Source organism: Tunturiibacter lichenicola, assembly GCF_051013355.1.
GTDB lineage: Bacteria > Acidobacteriota > Terriglobia > Terriglobales > Acidobacteriaceae > Edaphobacter > Edaphobacter lichenicola_F.
In genome coordinates this window covers 2,129,492-2,150,492 of record NZ_CP132944.1, presented here as the reverse complement: position 1 = coordinate 2,150,492, position 21,001 = coordinate 2,129,492, and the positions used below count along the sequence as shown (strand labels likewise).

Sequence of the window (21,001 nt, the reverse complement as noted above, 5' to 3'; positions counted from 1 at the left end):
CACAAGAGATGTGGTTATGCCACAGGAGAGTGACGAGTGATGTTTTGGCGCGGTTTTGGGCGTGGGCGATACAATGAAAGGGATGATTTCTACAGCTGAACTTGTGCAGATTGATCTTTCTCCGAGGAAGCCTGCGCCGAAACCGGCGTGGCTGAAGGCGAAGGCTCCGATGGGGGAGACCTTTCACAATCTGAAGAAGATGGCGCGGGAGCTGAACCTGCATACGGTGTGCGAGAGCGCGCAGTGCCCGAATATCGGGGAGTGCTGGAATCAGAAGTCGGCGACGTTCATGATGCTGGGGAATCTCTGCACGCGGCGATGTGGGTTTTGCGCGGTGCCGAAGGGCAAGCCGGAGCCGATTGATTTTGATGAGCCGCGACGGGTGGCGTATGCGGTGGCGCAGCTTGGGCTGGCGCATGCTGTGATTACTAGTGTTAATCGCGATGACGATAATGTCGGTGCGGCGCGGGCGTTTGTGAGTGTGATCGAAGAGGTTCGGATGCAGGCTCCTGGGTGCAGGGTCGAGGTGTTGACGCCGGACTTTCAGGGAAACGAGGAAGCGCTGCGGATGGTGGTGGCAGCGAGGCCGGAGATTCTGAATCACAATATCGAGACGGTGCCGCGGCTGTATCGCGTGGCGAAGTCGGGTGGGCGATATGAGAAGTCATTGCGGTTTCTGCAGCATGCGAAGGAGCTTGCGGCGGAGATGTTTTCAGATCGTGATGGCGACCAAATTGTAACCAAGACAGGCATTATTGTTGGGATGGGCGAAGAGATGCACGAGCTGCTGGCCGTATTTCGCGATCTGGCGGATCGGAAGGTGGATATTCTGACGATCGGGCAGTATCTGCGGCCTTCGCGGGATCATCTGCCGATGGCGCGGTACTACACGCCGGAGGAGTTCTCGTTTCTGAAGCATGAGGCGATGGGGATGGGCTTCCGGCATGTGGAGAGTGGGCCTCTGGTGCGGAGTAGCTATCACGCGCAGGAGCAGGCGGAGTCTACGGGGCTGGCTGTCAAAATCAACGCTAATTTGTACTGATCAACGCTAATTTGTACCAGTACGAAATAGCGTTGTACGTGGCCAGCCAGATTGAGGGTTATGACGAACGCGTCAAATCTCTTGCCATGGCATCCGCGACGTCTTGACGATGAGATTCTGTCGTCCTGGATGCTTAGTATTGCCTCCGGTAACGGGATTTCTGTCAGAAGTCTTTGCGCGTGGCTTGGAACCGACGATTGGGTTCGGGAAATAGATTCGATGGAACCCTATAATCCGCTCGTAAACCATATTGCAGAGGCGGCTGGAGTAGAGAAGGATATTTTTATTAAAAGCCTTCCTTCCGGCCTTTACGGACTGTTTGGGTCGCGACCGAGGAGACGCTGGTTTTTCTTCCACCGGGGGCCCGGAGTTTTCATTCGACCGGTATTCCAGTCGGCGAGGTAGACCAATTTGCGCAAGCGGTGAGCGGAAAATTGTGGATGGCTGAATCGTCGAGGTCCGTCCGTCCCATCCCACTATCAGATAAGCGTTCGACTACTGACAAAACCGAAATCGACGCCGGTTCCCAGGCAATTCTTTTTGATAACGACGGCGCCTTGTGGATCGCCACCCAGGGCGACGGGCTTCGCCGGGCTCCAGCTCCAGAACTGCTGAGCGGCCATATCAAGGAATTGAGCACCGCGGTCGAGTCGTTCACTGCGAAGGATGGATTAAGCGACGATTATATCCGCGCCATTCTTCAAGACCGGGAGGGAAACATCTGGATCGGGACCACCAGCGGTCTGGATCGCTTCCGCAAAACGAACCTAATCCCGGTCATTCTCCCTCTTAAGTTTAAGCACTGGCATGTTGTTTTGGCTGCGGGAGAGGCCGGAGACGCCTGGTAGCAGACCTGGGTTTCGTGACGCACGTTCGCGGAACACGCGCTGAGCTTGGCGATCCGGTGCCCGGCAACGCCCTGTCTGCGTATCGTGACCCTCTGGCGTAATTTGGTGGCTAGGCTGGGATGCCATCTATCGCTTTGACGCGGGAAGATACACCAGGATCGCGCTCCCTCCGTCGTTTCCCAGGACCTACACAAGTCAGTGGATGGCGGCCACGGAGGATCGCTCCGGCGCGCTCTGGCTGACTGCCCTGAGAGAAGGCACATTCTATCGGGAAAATGGACAATGGCAGCAACTGGAAGGCGCGTCAGAATTTGCAAAATTGACTCCCAGAACAGCCTTCTCGGATTGGATGGGCCGCGCATGGTTCGGATACGAGGGCGGCCCAATGGTTGTCTTGGGCCAGGAAAGATACAGAGAGTTTTTCCTGCCGATGCTTCTCCCGTGGGAAGCGTAAGGTCGATCAATGGCCGGGGACGGCATATATGGGTTGGCGGAGTCCTGGGGCTTGCATTCTTCGACGGGAACGGTTTCCGGCGGATCGCCCCTGCGGATGCCGAAAGATTTGGTTCGGTTATGGGCATTGAAGAGACACCCGATGGCAGGCTGTGGCTGGCTGAAAGCAGGGGTGTCGTTCACATCCCGGCTTGGGAAGTCCAGCATGCCCTGGACAACTCCTCCTATCGCGTAAAGTATCGTCTGCTCGACTCATTCGATGGGCTTCCCGGCCCATTCGCGGCTACGGGAGCATTTTTAAAGGAGATTCAGGGAACCGACGGCGGACTTTGGTTTCTTGCGTGGGGCGGAATCGTGCGGGTCGATCCTGCCCACATCTCGACGAATACAATTCCTCCGCCGGTTTTGATTCGGTCTGTGAGAATGGCAAACAATCCGGTTCGCTGACGAATCTGGTGCTGCCCCCAGGTGCAACCGATCTGCAAATTGGCTATTCGGCGTTTAGCCTGTCTGTGCCGGAGAAGGTGAATTTTCGGTACAGGCTGGAAGGCGTAGATAAAGACTGGCAGGACGCGGGCACTCGTCGCGAAGCTTTCTATGACAGGCTGGGTCCAGGCAAGTACCGTTTTCGAGTAATCGCCTGCAACAACGACGGAGTCTGGAATGAAGATGGAGCGCATCTGGACTTCAAGATCGCGCCTGCCTGGTACCAGACGACTTGGTTCCGCTTGTTATACGTGGCTGCGTTTCTGGCATTCCTTTGGGGGCTGTATCAACTCCGAGTGCATCAATTGCGGAAAGCGGAACGAAAACTTCGCGAAGCCATCGAGACCATTCCGGCGATGGCGTGGATCGCTGAAACCGACGGGATGGTTCAATTTATGAATCGACGTTGGGTTGAGTACACCGGCCTGTCGCGGTTGGGAACAGTGGGGGAACTCGGAAAAGATGTTGTTCATCCCGAGGATTTGGATCGAAGTGTACGACGAATGGGCGCGAGCTTCGCCAGTGGCGAGCCGTTCGAGGATGAGGTGCGCGTCCGTCGCGCCAACGGGAGTATCGGTGGTTTTTGAACCGTGGTGTGCCGCTGCGGGACAAGCGAGGAAAGGTCCTGAAATGGTACGGTGCGGCGGCCGACATTCAAGATCGCAAGCGTGCGGAAGAGCTACAAGCAGACCTTGCCCACACCAATCGTGTCAGCACGATGGGAGAACTGGTCGCCTCCATCTCGCATGAACTCGCACAGCCCATTAGGGTCACAACCGCTCATGCCAAGGCATCTTTGCGATGGCTTCAGCGCGACCCGCCCGAAGTGACCGAAGCTCTCAAAGGAACGGAAGTATCATCGAAGCGGGTATTCTTGCGTCGGAGATTATCGGCCGTCTGCGATCGTTGTACAAAAAGACCCCTCCCAAACGAGAGTTGGTCGCGGTAAATGCGGTCATCGGCGAAGTGGTCCTGCTGCTGCGGGGCAAAGCCAACGAGAATGCCGTTTCGATTCGTACGGACCTTGCCGACGATCTTCCCACGACCGTGGCGGATCGAGTGCAAATTCAGCAGGTACTGATGAACCTCATGCTCAATGGTATCGAGGCGATGAAGGATACGGGCGGCGTGCTTAGGGTGAAGTCGCAATCGCGTGAGAACGGCCAGATAGAGATCTCTGTAAATGACACAGGCCCCGGGCTACCCATGGACAAGGCCAACCAGATATTCGACGCATTCTTTACGACGAAGCCGCAAGGCAGCGGCATGGGCTTGGCAATCAGCAAGTCGATCGTAGAATCGCATGGCGGCCGGATCTGGGCTAACGGCGACGGTGCGCTTGGCGCGACGTTCCACTTCACGTTGCCAGCCGGCTCCGCGTAAACAGCCCCTCCGGTGGATGCAGCAAGATTCGCTTTCAGTCGAGTGGGGAGGCTGGCCCTCAACGCTTGCGGTGCGGTGTCGAAGAAGCGGCCTGCCTTACCGTTGCCGCTCTTTTGAAGACCGCTCGTCCTTGGACAAAACGCTTCCCAGATATAGCGTCAGTACCTTCTTATATTCTGCGATGATCAGAGGCTTCTCCTTCGGACCTGCTTCCGCATAAAGCGTTGTCATGCCTTTGGCCATCTGGAGAGTGATGTTTGCGGCCAACATGGCCTTTTCGCCGGTGAGCGATGTGTCCTTCGCTCTAAAGGCGTTCGCAATAGCGACGCGTAAAGCCCTGCGTGCAGTTGGGTCACGGGAAAACCGGATCGGCGCGGCGAGCAACTTCAGATAGGCGGGGCGCTCCCGTAAGAATTCGGTGACGCGTTCGAGGAACGTCTCCGCAAACGCGGCGTGGGACAGTGTCTCCGCCTGTTCGATCAAGGGCTTCCAATGTGCTTCGACCGTCTGTGCATATTGGTTCAAAAGAGCGAAGGCCATGGATTGCTTGTCTGGGAAATAGTGATAAAGCGTGCCAATGCCGGAACCGCTACGCTCGGCGATAGAAGTCATAGTCGTGGCCTCATAGCCGATCTCTGCGAAGAGTTCCTCTGCAGCATCCAGAAAATTCGCAAGTCGCCGTGTTGCGCGCTCCTGCTGCGGCTTCACCCGGATAGAATTTAACGAAGTTGAGGTCATCCTCGTATCTTATCCACATAAAATCGAGGATACCATCGTATTTTAAAGGCTACGTTAAGCTCATCGGACCTCGAACCGAAGAAAACCGCCCTCAACGAGTGTGAGCTGCAACTGAATCTTCTTGCCGGGAATCTCCCTGCGGTTCTGTTCAAGGCCGCACCAGACGGGTCGATCGTCTACATCAATCAAAAAGGGATCGAATACAGCGGAAGAACGGTTGAGGATATGCAGCAGAGGGGTTGGGTCGATGTGATCCACCCGGATGATTTTGAGGGAACTTCAAGCCTTTGGAATCGATTGCTCACAGAAAGTGTTGGATAAGACACCGTCAGTCTCTTTATGTGGGCCGACGGACAATCCCGATGGTTTCACATCTGCGTTGCCGCTATCCGCGACGACAACGGAAAGACCTTCGCGTTTCACGGAATCATGCTCGATACGGCCGCCCAGCAAGCGGCGGCACTCGCTCTCCAACAATCTGAGCAGCAGATGCAAAGAGAATGGACGCGGCTCCTTCAATCTTGTTTTCGAACGCACCCGATGGAAAACTTACATTCACAAACAGGAAGGCACGTGACTACGTTGGAATGGCCATTTCCCGATCCATTATCGAAGAGCACGACGGGCAATTATGGCTGAGAACAACCCAGAGTATGGAGCCAAGTTCAGCGTTAAACTTCCCGTCGCAGATGAGCGGCGCGCGACGAGTGCGTGCCGCTAAAGTTGACCAACAGTTGAGCGCCGAGATCTTCCTGGTTCGGCGATAGTAATCATCCGTTGCGATTCCACCCAGAGGTAGAATTTGACAATACGAGGGCACCCTCGTATTTTAATATTAAATCGAGGATTTCCTCGATTTTTGGAGCCATATTGAACTCATTGAATCTCGACTCAAAAAAAACCGCTCTCGTCATCATCGACCTCCAGAATGCTATCGTCGGCATGAATACTGCGCCCCATCCCGCCGCTCAGATCGTTGAAAACTCAAAAAAACTCGCCGAAGCCTTCCGCGCTAAGGGCGCACCGGTTGTTTATGTTCGCGTCGACCTGAATGATTTGCTGAAGTTTCCAGTCGACGAGCCGCACAATATGGGTGATAAGCCAATACCCGCTGTGGCGTCGGAGATCGCCGCTTCCGCGGGTTTCCAACCCAACGACATCCTCATAACGAAGCGCCACTGGGGCGCCTTTGCCGGCACAGACCTCGAGCAACAACTCAAGAGCCGCGGTGTCGACACGGTTGTCCTCACCGGCATCTCCAGTAACATCGGCGTCGAATCCACCGTCCGCCAGGGCACCGGCTTCGGCTTCGCCTTTGTGGTTGTCGAGGACGCCTGCTCTGCTCAAGACGCTGATCAACATCGCTTCGCCTTCGAGAAGACCTTTCCACGTCTGGCGAGGGTAAGGAAGACCGATGAGGTCATCTCCGCCCTTGCTTAAGGTGGCCTGTGAAGTCAGAAGAGTGCATGTATCCCTCGTTTTCATCGCCGGATTGATTCGGCGTTTCGAGGACTCGTGAGCGTCGATTTGCGTATGCCTACCGACGTCGAGCAGGCTAAGGAGTCTTCTGCAAGGCAGCATGCACACTTCGGCTTTCGTTTCGTCACGCCGCTCGCGCTCGGATCGACGCTGAATCCGATCAATTCGACGATGATTTCAACGGCTCTGGTAGCGATCGCGAGGGACTATCATGCCAGCGTGGCTCAGACAGGATGGCTCATCGCGGGCCTCTATCTAACCAGCGCCATTGCCCAGCCCACGATGGGGCGCCTGGCGGACCTGTTTGGCCCGCGCCGAGTCTATCTTTTCTCGCTCTGTGTCGTAACGGTCGCTGGCATCGCCGGGGCAATCGCCCCGTCATTGGGCGCGCTGATCGCTGTCCGTGTTTTGCTCGGAATAGGAACCTCGGGGGCCTATCCGTCGGCGATGCGCATCTTCCGCACGCAGGCTGACCGTATTGGTTCGAACCCGCCGCGTGTCGCCATGGGCTTTATGTCGTTTGCCGGGACCGCGACGACTGCCATTGGGCCTGTGCTTGGCGGAGTTCTGACCGGATACTTCGGGTGGCACGCGATCTTCACGGTGAACCTTCCCCTCTCGCTGCTCACCATCCTTCTCGTTCTATTGTGGGTTCCCAAAGATGTGCAACCCGCCGGCAGCTTTGTGCTCCTGCTGGAGGACCTCGATCTGATTGGCATCGCACTCTTCGCGGCCTTTCTGTTGAGCCTGATGTTGTTCCTCATGAATCTCAATCACCCTGCGTGGTTGGTATTGCCGATCGCCGCCGTTTTCGGTGTTGCACTGGTCATCCACTCCTTGCGCCGCAGGCAGCCATTCATCGATGTGCGCATGCTGGTCCGCAACCGCCCTCTGACCGTGACTTATGTGCGTATCGCCGCGATCCTGCTGATCGTCTATTGCATCCTCTACGGCTTTGCTCAATGGCTTGAAGCCGGAGCTGGTTTCAGTAGTTCCAAAGCGGGCCTCGTCACATTGCCGATGTCCGTCCTGGCCGTTGTGGCGTCGCTCGCGGGCGCGCGCACCAAGGGAATCCGAACCCCCTTCATCGTGAGCACGGCAGCAGCGCTGATCGGCTGCTTGTGTCTGTTGCTGATCAACCACGAGACGCCTGTGTGGATGATCGCTGCGGCCGTCATGCTCTTCGGCCTGCCGACTGGGCTAGCATCCACCGCAACCCAGGCAGCGGTCTATATCCAGGCGCCGGTGAACGAGATCGGCACTGCCTCCGGTTTGCAACGAACGGCGACTTATATCGGCGCGATTACCTCGACCAGTCTTCTCGGTCTCATGTACGGTCGGCACGCGAGCGACCACGGTCTGCATAACCTCGCCGTGGTCATGGGGGTGCTAAGCGTAGTTCTTCTCGTCGGAACGATCTTCGATCGAACTCTTCCGCGCGATCACCTCAGCTAACCGCTGTGCACGCCGCTTTCACTGAGCATTTTGATTAAAAATGAGCGCTGTCGCAGAGTCGGCCACAACGTGGAACGCTTTCCGATAATTCTTCGATCACGGGAACTCGGAAATTGGGCCAGTGATGAGTTGTGCCCGAGCTTAGAGTTTTGTAACAGGCTTGAATGTTTACTCAACGTTCTCAGGACAGGCTCAAACCCCGGCACTTTGAGTCGCACGAAGGTATGTGGTGATAGAGTCATTGGCGATACGTTGCAGCAACCATGCTCATTGGCTACGCACGCGTCTCAACTAACGAACAGGACACGACAGCACAGTCCTCCGCTCTCAACGCGGCTGGCTGCGAGCGAATACATCGCCACTGTTCACATGGCGCGGCGGTACCGGCCCCCATCTCGCCGATAAAAAGCAAGTTTGTCGGGATCAATGGTCATGCCGAAGCCAGGACCGGACGGGACGACAAGGTGGAAATCCTGGTAGACAAGCTGCTCAACTGTGAGGCTATCGCTGAACAATTCCGGTGCGAAGAGCTGGCAACCCCAATCGAGCCGCGAGATCGTGGAGAAGAGCTGCGCTGACGCGGCGGTTCCAATACTGCTCTCGAGCATGGTGCCACCAAAGAGCGACAGTCCGGCGGCCTCGGCAATTGTGGCCACCTTGCGGGTGCGCAGTAGACCACCATGCTTGACGACTTTGAGGGAGAATGCAGCGGCGGCGCGATTGCGTGCAAAAGCCATTGCACTGTCTATGGTGTCCACCGCCTCGTCGGCCATGATCGGCACGGCGAAGCGCTCGCTTAGCCGCCGCATCCCTTCGATATCCGCGCGAGGCAGTGGCTGTTCGATAACGGCGATACCAGCGTCCTGCAACCGTTCAATCGACCAAACTGCCGTGGTCTCATTCCAACTCTGATTGATGTCGACGTGTACGCGCGCCCGGTCGCCCAGCGCCTGCTTCACTGCGGCAGCCCGGGCAACGTCATCGCGCGGGTCGCCCTTGCCGATTTTGACCAGAAACAGTTTGTAGAGCCCAGCGGCCATTTTCTCCTCAGCCTCCGCGATGTCCTTCTCTGCATCTCCGGTTCCCAATACCCATAGCGTAGGGATTCGTTCACGCACGGCGCCCCCGAAGAGTGCAGCAGCGGAAACGCCGAAGCTGCGGGCCGTCAGATCGACGCAGGACATCTCGACTACGCCCTTCGCATAGGCGTTATCCTTCACTATGTCGTCCATTGTTAACAGGATGGCCTCCAACGCTGCCGGATTCTGGCCGATGACGGACGGACCCAGATAATCGTCGATCAACAATTTGATGCCTTCGACGGTCTCTGCCCCGTAATGTGGGATAACAGGGGCTTCGCCGATCCCTTCATTTCCATTCTCGTCGCGAATCCTGGCCAGGACTCTTCCCTGGCTGTTGATGGTCGCCATTGCCAGGTGATGCGGGCGGCGAGTGGGAAGATCAACAATGATCGTCTCGATTGAAGCGATACGCATGTTCAGATCCTTTCCATTGCAGTTCGTTAAAAATGAATGCGTTGCCATGGCCTCCGATTCGCGAAGGCCCACGGGCCTACGACCGCGCCGGATCGGCCTGACGCGGTCGTAGGAGTACACACAGCCTAGAATCGGGGAGCTTTAAGAGTCGTTATCCCGGATCGACGACGGATGGCGGCACAGCGGTACCACCTCGATTTCCATGAAGCGGTACAGCGGCAGCCCCGTCAGGATGTCGTGGAGCGTGTCGTGGTCAGCAACATCGAAGATGCTGACATTCTTGTATTGCCCGACCACACGCCAGATGTCAGACCCTCAACCTAGCTCTCGAGTTCTATCAGGTTGCGATGCAGTACCGGGTCTTCACGAGATCGTGAAGTAGCCCACCGACGATTGCTATCGGGTGCTCTACTTGGTGTAAATGTCGGCGCTTATCCCGATCGAACTCATTCCAGGTTGACCGGAGTGAGTTGGAATTGGCAGACCCCTTCCACTCAGCGATCCGGGTGGGCGATAGCCGGCATCACGGGAATGTCTTTGAGTTTTTCGAGCTTCACCTTGAACCGTGCGGGGTACTGCTTCGGGTCAGTAATCGTCTTCGGCTCAGTCGACCGCCAGGTAAACAGGCAGTCGTCACATCCGTAGAGCGTCCATACGCCTGCAACAGGAGACTCGAATCGAACCCCTGTCGAGGTAGACTCACATCGTGGGCAAATCAGAGTGCTTTTATCTGTCATGATGATTCCTCTTAGTCTTTGCTAACGTCATGCGTGCTTCATCAAAGCCTGCAGCTTCGGCAGCCAGTCCTTTGCTTCCAGCGGATCCATGACCTGCATCGAGTATTCGCCATGCTTTTCAGGCGGCGCCGGGGTCGTGGCATCGATGATCATCTTGTGGGTGATCCCAGGAGGCTCCGAACCCGGATCAAGAGGCAAAACCGATAGGTCCGGTATGACGACTGTGTCGTATTTCGGATTGACCTTGGTCGATATCGCCCACATGACTTGAGGCAGGTTAAATGGATCGACGAAGTCATCGACGACAATGACGACCTTTGCATAACCCAAACCATGGGGCGTTGTCAGGACGGACATGCCGACCGCCTTGCCGAAGCCACCAACCCGCGTCTTCGTAGAAACGATGACGACAAGGCCATGCGTATAAAGCGCATTGACCGCTTGTATCTCCGGAAATTTCTCCTTGAGCTGCACGTAAAGCGGCGGGCAGGTATTGAGGAACATGTAGTCGATCTCGGTCCAAGGCATGCCGATCGACGTATATTCATAGATCGGGTCCTTTCGATGCCAGACTTTGGTGATTTCGACCGATACCATGTTTCGCAGCCCGGACAGGTGACCCGTAAATTCACCGTAGGGACCGTCAGGTTCGCGGACTCCAGGAATGACATGGCCTTCGAGGATATACTCGGCACCCCAAGGAGCCTGGAGACCATTTTCGAGCGTTACCACTGGATAAGGCTCCTCGTGCAGGGCACTCGCCATCTGAAACTCATACTGACCGTACAACAGAGGCATGGATGCGACGATGCTAAGTACTGGGTCGTTGCCCACTGCGATCACGATGGGGAGCGGCTTGTTTTCACGTTCTGCAGCTTGAAAATGGAGCGCGATATCGTGCTCAGGCACAAACTGTGCACTCAACCGGGTCGGGCCTTTCACCTGCAACCGATACATGCCGACATTCCTGTCATCGGGATGATCTGGATGACGCGAAACGACCGAGGCTTTGTTGATATAGAGACCGCCGTCGCCAGGATTGAGCCTGAAATGCGGCATTAACCCAAAAAGATTGATGTTTTCCGTTATTTGAACTTCCTGCCACGGTGCCGTCTTCCGCTCCTCGATAACCCCTTTGGAAAAGTTCTGATAACGGCGGCAGAACTCATGGAACTGCGCCTTGGGTGGCGTATCTTTCGGCAGGCCCATCATGAGTGCCATATTGGGCCACGAGCCATGCACGTTAATGGCAAGCTGCGCCTTCCCATATCCCTTGATATTGTCGAAAATCAATGCCGGTGCGGTCTCTCCGAGACCCTTGTTAGCAGCCGATGCGGCTGCTCCAATATCCGGTTCAGGTAAGACCGGCTCGCTGATTCGCAAAAGCTGATTGTTCTCGGCGAGGAGTGTCAGAAAACTTCGAAGATCTTTGTAGGCCGCGTTGGACTTACCTCCACAGTGAAAATAGGTTGCTGATTGCATTGTTCATTTTGCTTAGTGCTTGCCGATTTCCAGATACAAACGCAACCGCGTCAGCGCTTCGCCCCAATAGGTGTTGCAGAGCGGCAGATGCGGGTCATTGTCATGCCATCCTGCATCTCTCAGTTCGACAAGGGTTTTGCTATCGGCTTCATTGGAGAAGGTGATGGTCAAGATCTTTCCGGCGGAGGAATCAGGGCCTTCGACGCAAATCTGTACGATCTTATGGCCGGGATCGAGCTCAACCGTCCGCCAGCCGAAGTGCAGACCGGGGTGTCGATCTATGGTGAGCGTCTTGCCGACACGGACCTCACCCTGGACGCGGCCCAGCTGCCAGCTGGCTAATCCGGCGAGGTCAGTGAATGCGTGGTAGGCTGCGTCACGAGAAGCCCCAACTTTGATTGCATGTCGAAGTGTTGTCATAACATTCTCCTTTGTTCGAAAAGAGGCGCTACTTTATGTCTGCGAATTCGTGATTGGTGACATTACCGACTTTCATTCCTTCCCAACGACGGGCAGCGGAGTGATCGAGCCCAAACTGATCGAGGATACGGACCGCCAGGTGATCGACCACGTCGTCGATGGAGGCCGGCCGATTGTAGAAAGCTGGTGTTGGTGGAAAGATGGTCGTGCCGATGCGCGAAAGCTCCAGGAGGTTTTCGAGATGGATCGGGCTCAGCGGGGTCTCCCGTGGGACCAAGGCCAGACGTCGTCGCTCTTTGAGGGTGACATCGGCTGCACGGGCAATAAGGTTGTCAGCATAGCCGCAGCGGATTGCCGCGACGGTCTTCATGCTGCACGGCACAATGATCATGCCGTCAGTGTGAAAGGATCCGCTCGAAATCGTAGCTGCCTGGTCGGATGCGTCATGCATCTCGTGCGCGTAGCGCGTTAAGTCCTTGGCTTTAATTCCGCACTCCAGCAGCAATGTCGCACGAGCCCATTGCGACACCACGAGATGGACCTCGACATCCAGATCACGGAGAAATTCAAGCACCCTGACTGACAGTGGCGCGCCAGTGGCACCGCTTATGCCAACAACGATCCGCTTCATGACAAACTTCTCCCTTCCTGCAAATGCCGGTTTGACCCTTGCCTTTGTTTCTAGGCTAGTAATGCTTTTCCCGGATTCAACCTGCAAACATGTTTCGTCGATTAGGCTGAACCCGGGGTTTTGGTTAGTGCCCGGGCGGCAGCTCCACATACGCGATGCCAACGAGGTTCAACGTAGCTGCAAAGTCGAGGATACACTCGACTTTATGAATAAGACAATATGCCACTGGGCACCCTTGATCTATTACATGTTTATGTCAAGTTTGAGTGATTTGAGGAGCGACTTTGCTGTGTGCAGAGGGGTCTGCCACAGCAACGAGCAGTGCGATTGTTAGCAGATGCGCCGCTATTTTCAGGCGGCTGGGGATGAGAAAAACACATGTTCGGCCTCCTGACCTTGTTGAGTATGACGGTTACTTTCCGCAAGCGTTTTGGTGTCATCCCGTTGGCTGTCGTTGTCGGCAGGTAATGTGGCAGGGAGAGGCTAAAATACAAGTATGCCTTCGCGTTCGGCGAGTATAGAGCGGAATCGTCCCCAACAGAAGCGATCAGCGTTACTACTGGAACGTCTTTTAGACGCCGCGGAGGCGGTATTTGCAGAGTGCGGTTATGAAGCTGCAACGATGACGGCAATTGCCGAGAACGCCGGCACTTCCATTGGAGGCCTCTACAGGTATTACCCGGACAAGGTTGCCGTTGCACAGGCTCTTTTCCTCCGATATGCCGAGCAGAGCCAATCTCACTGGACAGAGCTGATCGCCGAGGCAAAAGATATGCCCCCGGATCAATTCTCCGACCGTTTGCTTGCTCAGCTGGAATCCACCACCACAAAACACCCGGCCTATCTCGCCCTTATCTCCGCTCCGCTTAAGTTTTCCCGCGATGCATCCGCGAAGCGAAGTATTCGCATGGTCTTCTCAAAGGCGTTTCAAGCGAAAAATCCGGTACTAAGCGCGGACCGCGCGTACATGATCTCCAATACCGTCATTCAAATCATCAAAGGGAGACAGCTTCGAAAGCGTCTACTCGTCTCTAACGTTATGGTCAGAACCTACTGCCGGACTCTAGCGTTAGTCCGAAGTTGTCTCACTAGCCTGGTCGCGCTGTTCCATGTACGTCTCCAAGTCAGCGTGTTCGTCTCCACACTTTGGGATTCACAGTCCCGCATCCTTCCGTCCGTCCACGATTTGACGTCCGAACCTCACTGCCTGCGAGAAGCTCGCTGGTCGTTGCATCTTCTTGACCGGAACCACTCGTCCGTATAACCGGGTTCTCGTACGGTTACCTACCGGGAAGCCGGTCTCCCCTATCGCTGAAGAATTCCATCTGGTATCCAATAACTCTGACTCCAGTACGGCATATCGTTGTAGATTCAGCTTGAAATTGGGTGTCCAGTACGAAATGGCGTTTTACGCCGCTTCGCTTCCGATTGCGCGCTACTCGTGTTTTCCGGACCGACCCGAGATGACGAGTCCACCCAACATTTACAACAAAACGTTTCTCCTCCTAAATTGCTAGCTCGTTCGTTAGCAGTTTTGCCAGTTGCCTGGACCCCCGATGCAAGGGTAGAGTCTCCGGCACCCGCCTAATTCCTGCATTGCGACTGTAGGATGAAGTGGGTTTATGGGGGAGTTCATGGCGAAAGGCAAAGAGAAGAAGAACGGCAAGAAAGAGAAGCAGAACGGCAAGAAGGTTAAGAACAAGAAAGCCATTGTCAGCGCTGGACCGGGCACGGCTGCGACTGCTGCAATGGACACGTATGCCGATGGGACAGCTCTTGATCGGGTGCAATATCTCGAAGCCAAACTCATCTTGAAGCCAGACCGCTTCACTTCCGTGCAGGCATTTCGCGACTTCGGCAAGATCGTGCAGCGCACGGCGAAGAAGGTTGGTGTGGGCTTTATCGAGGACCGTGAAGCTGGGCTAAGACCAGTGGTTCGGGAGATCATCTTCGGCGACACTCCTGACTTCCGCCTCTACAACAACGCGTTCATCCTGCGCAGGCGCGTCTCCTACGTAGATGGATTTCCGGTGGGCGATCCGGAGATCGTCTTCAAGTTCCGTCACCCGGAGGAGGAGCAAGCGACGGCGATTGACGTGCGGCCCAAGATCGCCGGCAAGTACGCTATCAAGTTCAAAGCTGAGGCCCTTCCTTTGAAGGACCAAGTCGGCGGATATCGCATCCTCTACTCGCACAACTGCCAGTTCGGGTTGAGCCAGATGCATGACGCAGACAAGACCTCGATGGCCACTCTCGTGAGAGTGTTCCCGGCGCTCGCCGTCATCAAGAAGTCCGATAGCGAGAAGATAAGCCTGGTGAACGAAGGCATTGTTGAGGAGGTACTGCTCGCGCTTGGTCAACTGGACTTCGGGAAAGGCGTGGTTGCCAAATGCGATATCTCGCTGTGGCGCACACGCGGCGAGCACAAGTCGCTGGTGGGAGAGTTCGCCTTCCAGGTCAAGTTTGATAGCAGAGAGGCCGTAGCAGAAAAGCAGAAGAAGCTTGCCGCGCAGTTTTATGTAACGCTGCAGAAAGAGGTAGAGGATTGGCTTGCGCTCGGCGTAACCAAGACGGGCATGGTTTATCGGCTCAAGGGGAACGAGCCCCAAAGCCATGAGTGATGGGTCTGTCACACCCTCGGTCGAAGTTGTGTCCGGCGTCGCTCCGGTGGTAGCTCAGGTGTCAATTGGCCAGATATTTCTCGAGTTTCTGATCATCGGAGCCACCAGCTTCGGCGGTGTCGTGCCTTATCTCCGCGGCAGCCTCGTAACCAAGCAGCATTGGATTAACGACAAAGAATTCGTCGAGATGCTTTCTATCAGTCAGAGCCTTCCTGGCCTGAACGCCACGAACATGGCCGTTCTGGTAGGAGAAAAGCTGCGTGGCGCGCTGGGTTCACTCGCCGCGATCCTTGGCATCTGCCTGCCGGGTGCAGTGCTCATGTTCATCGTCGGCATCTTCTACCGCATCCACGGAGATCACATCTGGATTACGGCAGCGCTGAAAGGTGTGGCGGCGGCAGCGGTTGGCCTCATCCTGTCTACCGTTGTAGGCCTCAGCCAGAAGTCGCTCTCAGGCAAATTTGACTTTATTTTTATCGCGCTGACAGTGATTGCCGTCAATCGCCTGCACCAGTCTGTGCCACGTACGCTGATCGTGGTCGGAGTGCTGGCGATTCTCTTCCATCGACCGCGCAGACAGCAGAAAGAGGGTGTGGCCCAATGAACCAGATCCCAGCTTTGGTTCGTGTGTTTGCGTATCTGTCCCTGCTCACCGTCGGTGGCGGCATGGCGGCGTTTCCGGAGATGAAACTGCTGAGCGTCGAGGTGCACAAGTGGCTGACCTTTCCACAGTTGATCCACATCTATAGCGTGGGACAGATGGCCCCCGGCCCCAACATGATGATGATCGTCGTCATCGGACAATGGGCGGGTGGAGTACTCGGCGCTGTTGCTGTGCTGCTTGCCTTCTTCGGGCCGACTGCGCTGCTCGCGTTTCTTGTCGGCCGTGCGTGGAAGAAGCTCGAGCGATGGCCGTGGCGGACTTCAATTCAACAGGGACTTGCGCCCGTCTCGATCGGTCTACTGTTGGCCGGCGCCTTCACGATGGCAAAAGGTGCGATCTTCGGTGTGGAAACTGCCGCGATTGCGGTTGGCGTCCTGCTGATCCTGCTGAAGTACAAGGTCAACCCCGCGCTGCTGGTACTGGGCGGGGCCGTACTCGGAGTGCTCTCATTCATGCCTAAATGATTGGCTCTAGGCTGTGCTGTGAGTTAGCGATTGCCAGCGTTGTACTTACTGAGAAGTTCGAGTCGACCCGTCGGTAAACTTGCCAACTCCAGGTTAGTCGGCGAACAGCCACTCCTCGCACAGTCTTCAGTCCCGTGAAGATGGCTTGTCGGAGCGAGTGCTAGTAGCCCAGAAATTTTCCCATGGTTCCGTAGGTGACCGCCGACTTTGGTTCATCGCTGTCTTGAATTCGAGGTGGACGCTTCACGTTCGAGATAGTCTGCGGCCCCTTGCTGCTTTGGGCCCAATTCCCTATCGCCGTTACAAGACGTGCTGCCGACAGACGACGGGACGCCTGTTCCGATTTCAGTCCGCCTTGAAACTCACTCAGCATCTGGGGCTTGGCACCATCTTCGATTACCAAAAGTTGCCACAGATTGTTCTCGGTTGGAAGGAGCACAAAGATAGCCCGCAGGCTTCTGACCACAAACTCAATGACTCCGATTCCGTCCTGAACATCCAGACGCGGTTCTAACTCGAGCTTTTCCTTGCTCGTGAAATCGAACGAGTCCTCAATGCGGGCAGCGAGCTGGAGCAGCAATCCCTCTCGCTCGATCTCCCTGCGCCGCTCTTCCTCTTCTGCGATCTTGCGATCTGCGTCGGCGACGATCTTGCGAGCCTGCTCAAATACATCGATTAGCCCTTGATCCATAAGACCCTCGTAGATGTTGTCATCACGCACAGCATTCAAGCGAAACAATTTCTTCGGACGTTCCGATCTGTTGCCGATGGCGAACAGACTCGGGTTCTAATTTCAGGTGAAAAGTCTTACCGCATGTCGATGCTGCCTGTGAAGATTGCGCCGTCCTCGACGGAGATACGCGAGACGACCACATCTCCATTCAAAGAACCTTCACTTCCGATGTCGAGGTTGTCACTTGCCTCACATCTCCCGTCTACGTGGCCAAGCACTACTATCTCGCGGGCCGCAATCGTAGCGGAAACCTGACCGTTTCGCCGCACTGTGACACGATTGCCAGGGAGATTGATGGATCCTTCCACTCTGCCTTCGATCGATAAAGATTCTGAGCCGGTAATCTCTCCGCGAATCAGGAGCGATTTACCGATCGTCGCCAACTCGTGGACTGAAAGCTCAAGGGACGCTGGGTTGGATGCATTGGAAGATCGCGGCTGGAGGGATGGTTCCTGAGCCAAAGGAGATATGGCATTGACACGTTGATTTGACATTTATGTTTTTGGACCCTTCTAGATCGATGGCGTCAGACTAGGAGAGAACAGGGCCGAACGATATAGCATCTTTGGGTGACAGCAGCAGGTGAGTGGCTTTGAGCGGTTTTTGTGGTGGCTCGCTGAGCAAATCGATGGACGGTTATACTGGCGTGGCTTGAATGTCGGATAAAACTCTCGACAGTGATTTTTACACGGGCGCCGATATGTCGCGCTCACGGGTTTCGTAGCGAGGCAAAAATGAAAACGGTTTCACGTCGCGATGTGTTGAAGACTGGCCTGCTGGTACCTGCGGCGGCCGCAGTCCAAGGGATAGGTTCGTTGGGCACGACCGAGGCTGCCGCGGAAGTCTGGAGCCCGCCGCCAGCAACGGCAATGCGCGAATCTTCAAGTCAAAATGCTGCCTCTGGCGCTGGACGCGAACGTCTTCTGCTGGATTTCGGCTGGCGCTTTCACTTCGGAGATGCGGACGACGCATCCAAAGACTTTGGATTCGGGAGTGGGCGGGCAGGGAATTTTCAGAAGACCGGGAACTTCCTTCCCGCAGGAGCTATTGCCTTCGACGATGGTGATTGGCGAAGTGTGAATCTTCCCCACGACTGGGCTATCGAGCTGCCTTTTCAGAATGATCCGGCGCTGGCCAGCAAGGGGTTCTACCCGCTCGGGCGTGCTTATCCCGCCACGAGTGTTGGGTGGTATCGCCGGGTCTTCGACCTTCCGACCGCAGACGCTGACAAACGGATCACGATCGAGTTCGACGGTTCGTATCGAGAGACGATGGTGGTGTGCAACGGTTTTTACATCGGCACCCATAGCGGCGGATACGATCCGTTCAGCTTCGATGTGACCGACTTTGCGAGGCCGGGTGGCAGGAACGTTCTGCTGGTTCGCGTGGATGCGACGTTGAGCGATGGCTGGTTTTACGAGGGTGCCGGAATTTACAGGCATGTCTGGCTGGTGAAGACGCACCCAGTACATGTAAAGCAGTGGGGGACGTTCGTGCGGAGTCAGGTGCAAGCGGGGAGAGCCACGCTGACTGTGCGTACTGAAGTGAATAACTATAGCAGTTCCGCACAGAGCGCACGCGTTATCTCTACGATGCTCGCTCCGTCCGGTAATGCAGTCGGGAAATCGACAGCATCCGTTACATCTATTCCGGCTGGAGAAGATAGAGGCTTCGATCAGGAGATCGTAGTGAGCCAGCCTCTTCTGTGGTCACTCGAGGAGAGAAATCGCTACAGGCTGGTGACCGAAGTGGAGGTGGCTGGCGAAATTGTGGATCGCTATGAGACGCCGTTTGGCATTCGTACCTTGAGGTTCGACGCAGAGAAGGGCTTCTTTCTGAATGGAAACTCTGTGAAGCTCAAAGGAACCTGCAATCACCAGGATCACGCCGGGATTGGCGCGGCACTGCCGGATGCGGTTCAGTACTACCGCATGAGAAAGCTTCAGGAGATGGGCTGCAATTCCATACGCACCTCGCATAATCCTCCTACTGCGGAGCTCCTCGATGCTTGCGATGAGTTGGGGATGCTGGTGTTCGATGAGACGCGCATGATGTCGTCCAATCCAGAGGGTCTGAGCCAGTTTGGCGATCTGGTGCGGCGCGACCGCAATCATCCGAGCGTCTTCATGTGGTCGATGGGGAACGAAGAAGGCCAGGCGAACACGGACACAGGGCTGCATATTTTGACCGCGATGAAAGCGGTCGCCACGGAATACGATGGTTCGCGGCCTGTGTCGATCGCTCCCATCCATGCGATTGGAGTTGGTGGCCTGGTGATGTGCGACGTGATGGGCTACAACTACATGGACCCGGAGGCGGAGAAGTATCATCAGGAGCATCCCGAACATCCGATCGTCGGCACCGAGACGGTGAGCGCTGTTGGCACGCGCGGCATCTATGTCACCGATGCGGCGAAAGGGTTTGTGGGTTCGTACGATCCGTACACGACAACGGGCCGCGCTTCGGCGGAGGGATGGTGGAGCTTTTGCAACTCGCGGCCGTGGTGTTCGGGTGGCTTTGTGTGGACCGGGTTCGACTATCGCGGCGAGCCATCGCCGAATGAGTGGCCTAACATCAGCTCGCAGTATGGGATTATCGATACCTGCGGGTTCCCCAAAGATACTTTCTTTTACTACCAATCGTGGTGGACTTCCAAGCCGGTTCTGCATCTCTTCCCGCACTGGAATTGGCCAGGGATGGAGGGGAAAGAGATCGCGGTGTGGGTGTATTCGAACCTGGATAAGGTGGAGCTGTTCTTCAATGGCCAGAGTCTGGGCGTGAAGGATGTGAAAAAGGACTCGCATCTGGCGTGGACCGTCAAATATGTTCCCGGGGCTATCGAGGCACGGGGGTATAAAGACGGCAAGGTCGTGATGACGGCCAAGCGTGAGACCACTGGGGCTGCTGCCAAGCTGGTGATGAGCGCGGATCGACAGGAGGTCTCTGCCGATGGCGAGGATGTGGCCATGTTCGCTGTCGAGGTTCAGGATGCTCAAGGACGCGTGCTTCCCATCACCGATAACGAAGTGACCTTCCGGGTTTCCGGCCAGGGGCAACTGATTGGTGTGGGCAGCGGTGACCCGACTGATCACGAATCCGATAAGAGCACATCGCGAAAGGCGTTTGCGGGCCTCTGCATGGCTCTTGTGCAGTCAACCAAGACTACCGGGAGCATTACGGTTGAGGCGACGTCTCCAGGACTGGCGCCGGCCAGCGTTACGGTTACGGCAAAAGGTGTAACGCTTCGTCCGCAAGTGGCGCTATGGAGCCGCGAGATTCCGACGGGCTCTGGCATTACGGGACTATGGAGGCCGGTTCCGTCAACCGGGGGTGACTCCGGCATCGTCGCGCTACTCAGGGGTGCGGGCAGCAGTGTGTTCTCTCTGCAGCAGAGTGGGGTTGGCCTAACCGGCACGGTGGAGGGCACAGCCGGTGGGTTCTTCGGCGGCGCCGACGTGCCGGTCCCGATCACTGACGGCAAGATCGATGGCGACCAAGTCTCCTTCAAAGCTGGGAACAGCACCTTCGCAGGGACACTGAAGGGCGAGCAGATCGAACTGCAACAAACAACTACAGGCGGCTTCCGTATACCGACTCCCGCGAAGGAAGAACCAGGACGTCCGGCAGTTGGGCCACCGCCTGATGGATCCGATCCGTCCATCAACCCATCGCGGTTCCGGACGAATCCCCCGATTATTCTGCGTCGCGCTCAGCGATAAGAGACGATTTACGTGGTGTAAGAGAGTTGAGTTAAGTCTCGGCCGAGACTGATTGTTTTGACAGCAGGCCGTCAAAACAGCGCTAACTCGTAATGAAAAACGCTCATCTGCACGAGCACAAGATGGCGTTGTACGCAGCGGGTTAATTGG

General features: G+C 56.0%; 22 protein-coding genes and 1 pseudogene. 14 read left to right on the top strand and 9 right to left on the bottom strand.

Going from position 1 to position 21,001, the window contains the following annotated elements; genetic code table 11:
* The first annotated feature begins 82 nt into the window (after positions 1-82).
* The 6 genes from lipA to RBB82_RS09170 all read left to right on the top strand — a co-directional run bounded on the left by lipA (position 83) and on the right by RBB82_RS09170 (position 4,212).
* Positions 83-1,042, top strand: a complete 960-nt coding sequence (gene lipA, locus RBB82_RS09195) for a lipoyl synthase (protein ID WP_433974826.1) — start codon at positions 83-85, stop codon at positions 1,040-1,042.
* Positions 1,043-1,102: 60 nt separating this feature from the next.
* The gene (locus RBB82_RS09190) at positions 1,103-1,447 is read left to right on the top strand and encodes a TniQ family protein (RefSeq protein ID WP_433974825.1); all 345 of its coding nucleotides are present in this window, start codon (positions 1,103-1,105) and stop codon (positions 1,445-1,447) included.
* 35 nt (positions 1,448-1,482) lie between these two features.
* Positions 1,483-1,890: a two-component regulator propeller domain-containing protein gene (locus RBB82_RS09185; protein WP_433974824.1), complete on the top strand. Its 408-nt coding sequence runs from the start codon at positions 1,483-1,485 to the stop codon at positions 1,888-1,890.
* 360 nt (positions 1,891-2,250) lie between these two features.
* Positions 2,251-2,790, top strand: coding sequence for a hypothetical protein (locus RBB82_RS09180; protein WP_433974823.1), 540 nt, complete (start codon positions 2,251-2,253; stop codon positions 2,788-2,790).
* A 77-nt stretch (positions 2,791-2,867) separates the two neighbouring features.
* Positions 2,868-3,416, top strand: a complete 549-nt coding sequence (locus RBB82_RS09175; protein ID WP_433974822.1) for a triple tyrosine motif-containing protein — start codon at positions 2,868-2,870, stop codon at positions 3,414-3,416.
* 214 nt (positions 3,417-3,630) lie between these two features.
* Positions 3,631-4,212: a sensor histidine kinase gene (locus tag RBB82_RS09170; RefSeq protein ID WP_433974821.1), complete on the top strand. Its 582-nt coding sequence runs from the start codon at positions 3,631-3,633 to the stop codon at positions 4,210-4,212.
* A gap of 96 nt (positions 4,213-4,308) precedes the next feature.
* Here the strand turns inward: RBB82_RS09170 and RBB82_RS09165 are convergent, their stop codons facing one another.
* Complete coding sequence (locus tag RBB82_RS09165; protein ID WP_433974820.1) at positions 4,309-4,950, bottom strand: TetR/AcrR family transcriptional regulator; 642 nt, start codon at positions 4,948-4,950, stop codon at positions 4,309-4,311.
* An 870-nt stretch (positions 4,951-5,820) separates the two neighbouring features.
* On the opposite strand from RBB82_RS09165, the gene RBB82_RS09160 reads away from it, so the two are divergent.
* The 3 genes and pseudogenes from RBB82_RS09160 to RBB82_RS09150 form a co-directional block, all read left to right on the top strand.
* Positions 5,821-6,390 (top strand): hydrolase, encoded by a 570-nt coding sequence (locus RBB82_RS09160; RefSeq protein ID WP_433974819.1) that lies wholly within the window; start codon positions 5,821-5,823, stop codon positions 6,388-6,390.
* Between the two features lie 75 nt (positions 6,391-6,465).
* Complete coding sequence (locus RBB82_RS09155) at positions 6,466-7,884, top strand: MFS transporter (RefSeq protein WP_433974818.1); 1,419 nt, start codon at positions 6,466-6,468, stop codon at positions 7,882-7,884.
* 263 nt (positions 7,885-8,147) lie between these two features.
* Positions 8,148-8,222 (top strand): annotated as a pseudogene (locus RBB82_RS09150) (hypothetical protein); the annotation flags it as partial.
* 27 nt (positions 8,223-8,249) lie between these two features.
* On the opposite strand, the gene RBB82_RS09145 reads toward RBB82_RS09150, so the two are convergent.
* The 6 genes from RBB82_RS09145 to RBB82_RS09120 form a co-directional block, all read right to left on the bottom strand.
* On the bottom strand, positions 8,250-9,380 hold the full coding sequence (locus tag RBB82_RS09145) for a muconate/chloromuconate family cycloisomerase (protein WP_433974817.1): 1,131 nt from the start codon (positions 9,378-9,380) through the stop codon (positions 8,250-8,252).
* A 141-nt stretch (positions 9,381-9,521) separates the two neighbouring features.
* A complete protein-coding gene (locus RBB82_RS09140; RefSeq protein WP_433974816.1) occupies positions 9,522-9,677 on the bottom strand; it encodes a muconolactone Delta-isomerase in 156 nt (51 codons plus the stop codon).
* Positions 9,678-9,874: 197 nt separating this feature from the next.
* Positions 9,875-10,117: a non-oxidative hydroxyarylic acid decarboxylases subunit D gene (locus tag RBB82_RS09135; RefSeq protein WP_433974815.1), complete on the bottom strand. Its 243-nt coding sequence runs from the start codon at positions 10,115-10,117 to the stop codon at positions 9,875-9,877.
* Between the two features lie 27 nt (positions 10,118-10,144).
* On the bottom strand, positions 10,145-11,599 hold the full coding sequence (locus RBB82_RS09130; protein WP_433974814.1) for a non-oxidative hydroxyarylic acid decarboxylases subunit C: 1,455 nt from the start codon (positions 11,597-11,599) through the stop codon (positions 10,145-10,147).
* Between the two features lie 12 nt (positions 11,600-11,611).
* On the bottom strand, positions 11,612-12,019 hold the full coding sequence (locus tag RBB82_RS09125) for an SRPBCC family protein (RefSeq protein ID WP_433974813.1): 408 nt from the start codon (positions 12,017-12,019) through the stop codon (positions 11,612-11,614).
* 28 nt (positions 12,020-12,047) lie between these two features.
* Positions 12,048-12,650, bottom strand: coding sequence for a UbiX family flavin prenyltransferase (locus RBB82_RS09120; RefSeq protein WP_433974812.1), 603 nt, complete (start codon positions 12,648-12,650; stop codon positions 12,048-12,050).
* 496 nt (positions 12,651-13,146) lie between these two features.
* Here RBB82_RS09120 and RBB82_RS09115 point away from each other — a divergent pair, with 496 nt between their 5' ends.
* The 4 genes from RBB82_RS09115 (at position 13,147) to RBB82_RS09100 (ending at position 16,399) form a co-directional block, all read left to right on the top strand.
* On the top strand, positions 13,147-13,914 hold the full coding sequence (locus RBB82_RS09115; RefSeq protein WP_433974811.1) for a TetR/AcrR family transcriptional regulator: 768 nt from the start codon (positions 13,147-13,149) through the stop codon (positions 13,912-13,914).
* Positions 13,915-14,284: 370 nt separating this feature from the next.
* The gene (locus RBB82_RS09110) at positions 14,285-15,271 is read left to right on the top strand and encodes a hypothetical protein (protein ID WP_433974810.1); all 987 of its coding nucleotides are present in this window, start codon (positions 14,285-14,287) and stop codon (positions 15,269-15,271) included.
* Positions 15,264-15,875 carry a chromate transporter gene (locus RBB82_RS09105; protein WP_433974809.1) on the top strand — a complete coding sequence of 204 codons (612 nt, stop codon included), beginning with the start codon at positions 15,264-15,266 and terminating at the stop codon, positions 15,873-15,875. Before RBB82_RS09110 ends, RBB82_RS09105 begins: the two co-directional genes overlap by 8 nt.
* Positions 15,872-16,399, top strand: coding sequence for a chromate transporter (locus tag RBB82_RS09100; protein ID WP_433974808.1), 528 nt, complete (start codon positions 15,872-15,874; stop codon positions 16,397-16,399). The genes RBB82_RS09105 and RBB82_RS09100 overlap by 4 nt, the downstream gene beginning before the upstream one ends.
* Positions 16,400-16,559: 160 nt before the next feature.
* Here the strand turns inward: RBB82_RS09100 and RBB82_RS09095 are convergent, their stop codons facing one another.
* Positions 16,560-17,090: a hypothetical protein gene (locus tag RBB82_RS09095; protein WP_433974807.1), complete on the bottom strand. Its 531-nt coding sequence runs from the start codon at positions 17,088-17,090 to the stop codon at positions 16,560-16,562.
* A gap of 116 nt (positions 17,091-17,206) precedes the next feature.
* A complete protein-coding gene (locus RBB82_RS09090) occupies positions 17,207-17,626 on the bottom strand; it encodes a bactofilin family protein (protein ID WP_433974806.1) in 420 nt (139 codons plus the stop codon).
* A 240-nt stretch (positions 17,627-17,866) separates the two neighbouring features.
* Here RBB82_RS09090 and galA point away from each other — a divergent pair, with 240 nt between their 5' ends.
* Complete coding sequence (gene galA / locus RBB82_RS09085) at positions 17,867-20,851, top strand: beta-galactosidase GalA (RefSeq protein ID WP_433974805.1); 2,985 nt, start codon at positions 17,867-17,869, stop codon at positions 20,849-20,851.
* The last annotated feature ends 150 nt before the right edge of the window (positions 20,852-21,001 follow it).

What these genes read in the sequence shown, in the direction of transcription:
- RBB82_RS09125 (WP_433974813.1), bottom strand. Translation starts at nt 12,019, where the DNA reads ATGACAACACTTCGACATGCAATCAAAGTTGGGGCTTCTCGTGACGCA.
- RBB82_RS09120 (WP_433974812.1), bottom strand. Translation starts at nt 12,650, where the DNA reads ATGAAGCGGATCGTTGTTGGCATAAGCGGTGCCACTGGCGCGCCACTG.
- RBB82_RS09180 (WP_433974823.1), top strand. Translation starts at nt 2,251, where the DNA reads ATGGTTCGGATACGAGGGCGGCCCAATGGTTGTCTTGGGCCAGGAAAG.
- RBB82_RS09100 (WP_433974808.1), top strand. Translation starts at nt 15,872, where the DNA reads ATGAACCAGATCCCAGCTTTGGTTCGTGTGTTTGCGTATCTGTCCCTG.
- RBB82_RS09105 (WP_433974809.1), top strand. Translation starts at nt 15,264, where the DNA reads ATGAGTGATGGGTCTGTCACACCCTCGGTCGAAGTTGTGTCCGGCGTC.
- RBB82_RS09130 (WP_433974814.1), bottom strand. Translation starts at nt 11,599, where the DNA reads ATGCAATCAGCAACCTATTTTCACTGTGGAGGTAAGTCCAACGCGGCC.
- RBB82_RS09110 (WP_433974810.1), top strand. Translation starts at nt 14,285, where the DNA reads ATGGCGAAAGGCAAAGAGAAGAAGAACGGCAAGAAAGAGAAGCAGAAC.
- RBB82_RS09190 (WP_433974825.1), top strand. Translation starts at nt 1,103, where the DNA reads ATGACGAACGCGTCAAATCTCTTGCCATGGCATCCGCGACGTCTTGAC.
- lipA (WP_433974826.1), top strand. Translation starts at nt 83, where the DNA reads ATGATTTCTACAGCTGAACTTGTGCAGATTGATCTTTCTCCGAGGAAG.
- galA (WP_433974805.1), top strand. Translation starts at nt 17,867, where the DNA reads ATGAAAACGGTTTCACGTCGCGATGTGTTGAAGACTGGCCTGCTGGTA.
- RBB82_RS09170 (WP_433974821.1), top strand. Translation starts at nt 3,631, where the DNA reads ATGGCTTCAGCGCGACCCGCCCGAAGTGACCGAAGCTCTCAAAGGAAC.
- RBB82_RS09090 (WP_433974806.1), bottom strand. Translation starts at nt 17,626, where the DNA reads ATGTCAAATCAACGTGTCAATGCCATATCTCCTTTGGCTCAGGAACCA.
- RBB82_RS09135 (WP_433974815.1), bottom strand. Translation starts at nt 10,117, where the DNA reads ATGACAGATAAAAGCACTCTGATTTGCCCACGATGTGAGTCTACCTCG.
- RBB82_RS09185 (WP_433974824.1), top strand. Translation starts at nt 1,483, where the DNA reads ATGGCTGAATCGTCGAGGTCCGTCCGTCCCATCCCACTATCAGATAAG.
- RBB82_RS09165 (WP_433974820.1), bottom strand. Translation starts at nt 4,950, where the DNA reads ATGACCTCAACTTCGTTAAATTCTATCCGGGTGAAGCCGCAGCAGGAG.
- RBB82_RS09095 (WP_433974807.1), bottom strand. Translation starts at nt 17,090, where the DNA reads ATGGATCAAGGGCTAATCGATGTATTTGAGCAGGCTCGCAAGATCGTC.
- RBB82_RS09145 (WP_433974817.1), bottom strand. Translation starts at nt 9,380, where the DNA reads ATGCGTATCGCTTCAATCGAGACGATCATTGTTGATCTTCCCACTCGC.
- RBB82_RS09115 (WP_433974811.1), top strand. Translation starts at nt 13,147, where the DNA reads ATGCCTTCGCGTTCGGCGAGTATAGAGCGGAATCGTCCCCAACAGAAG.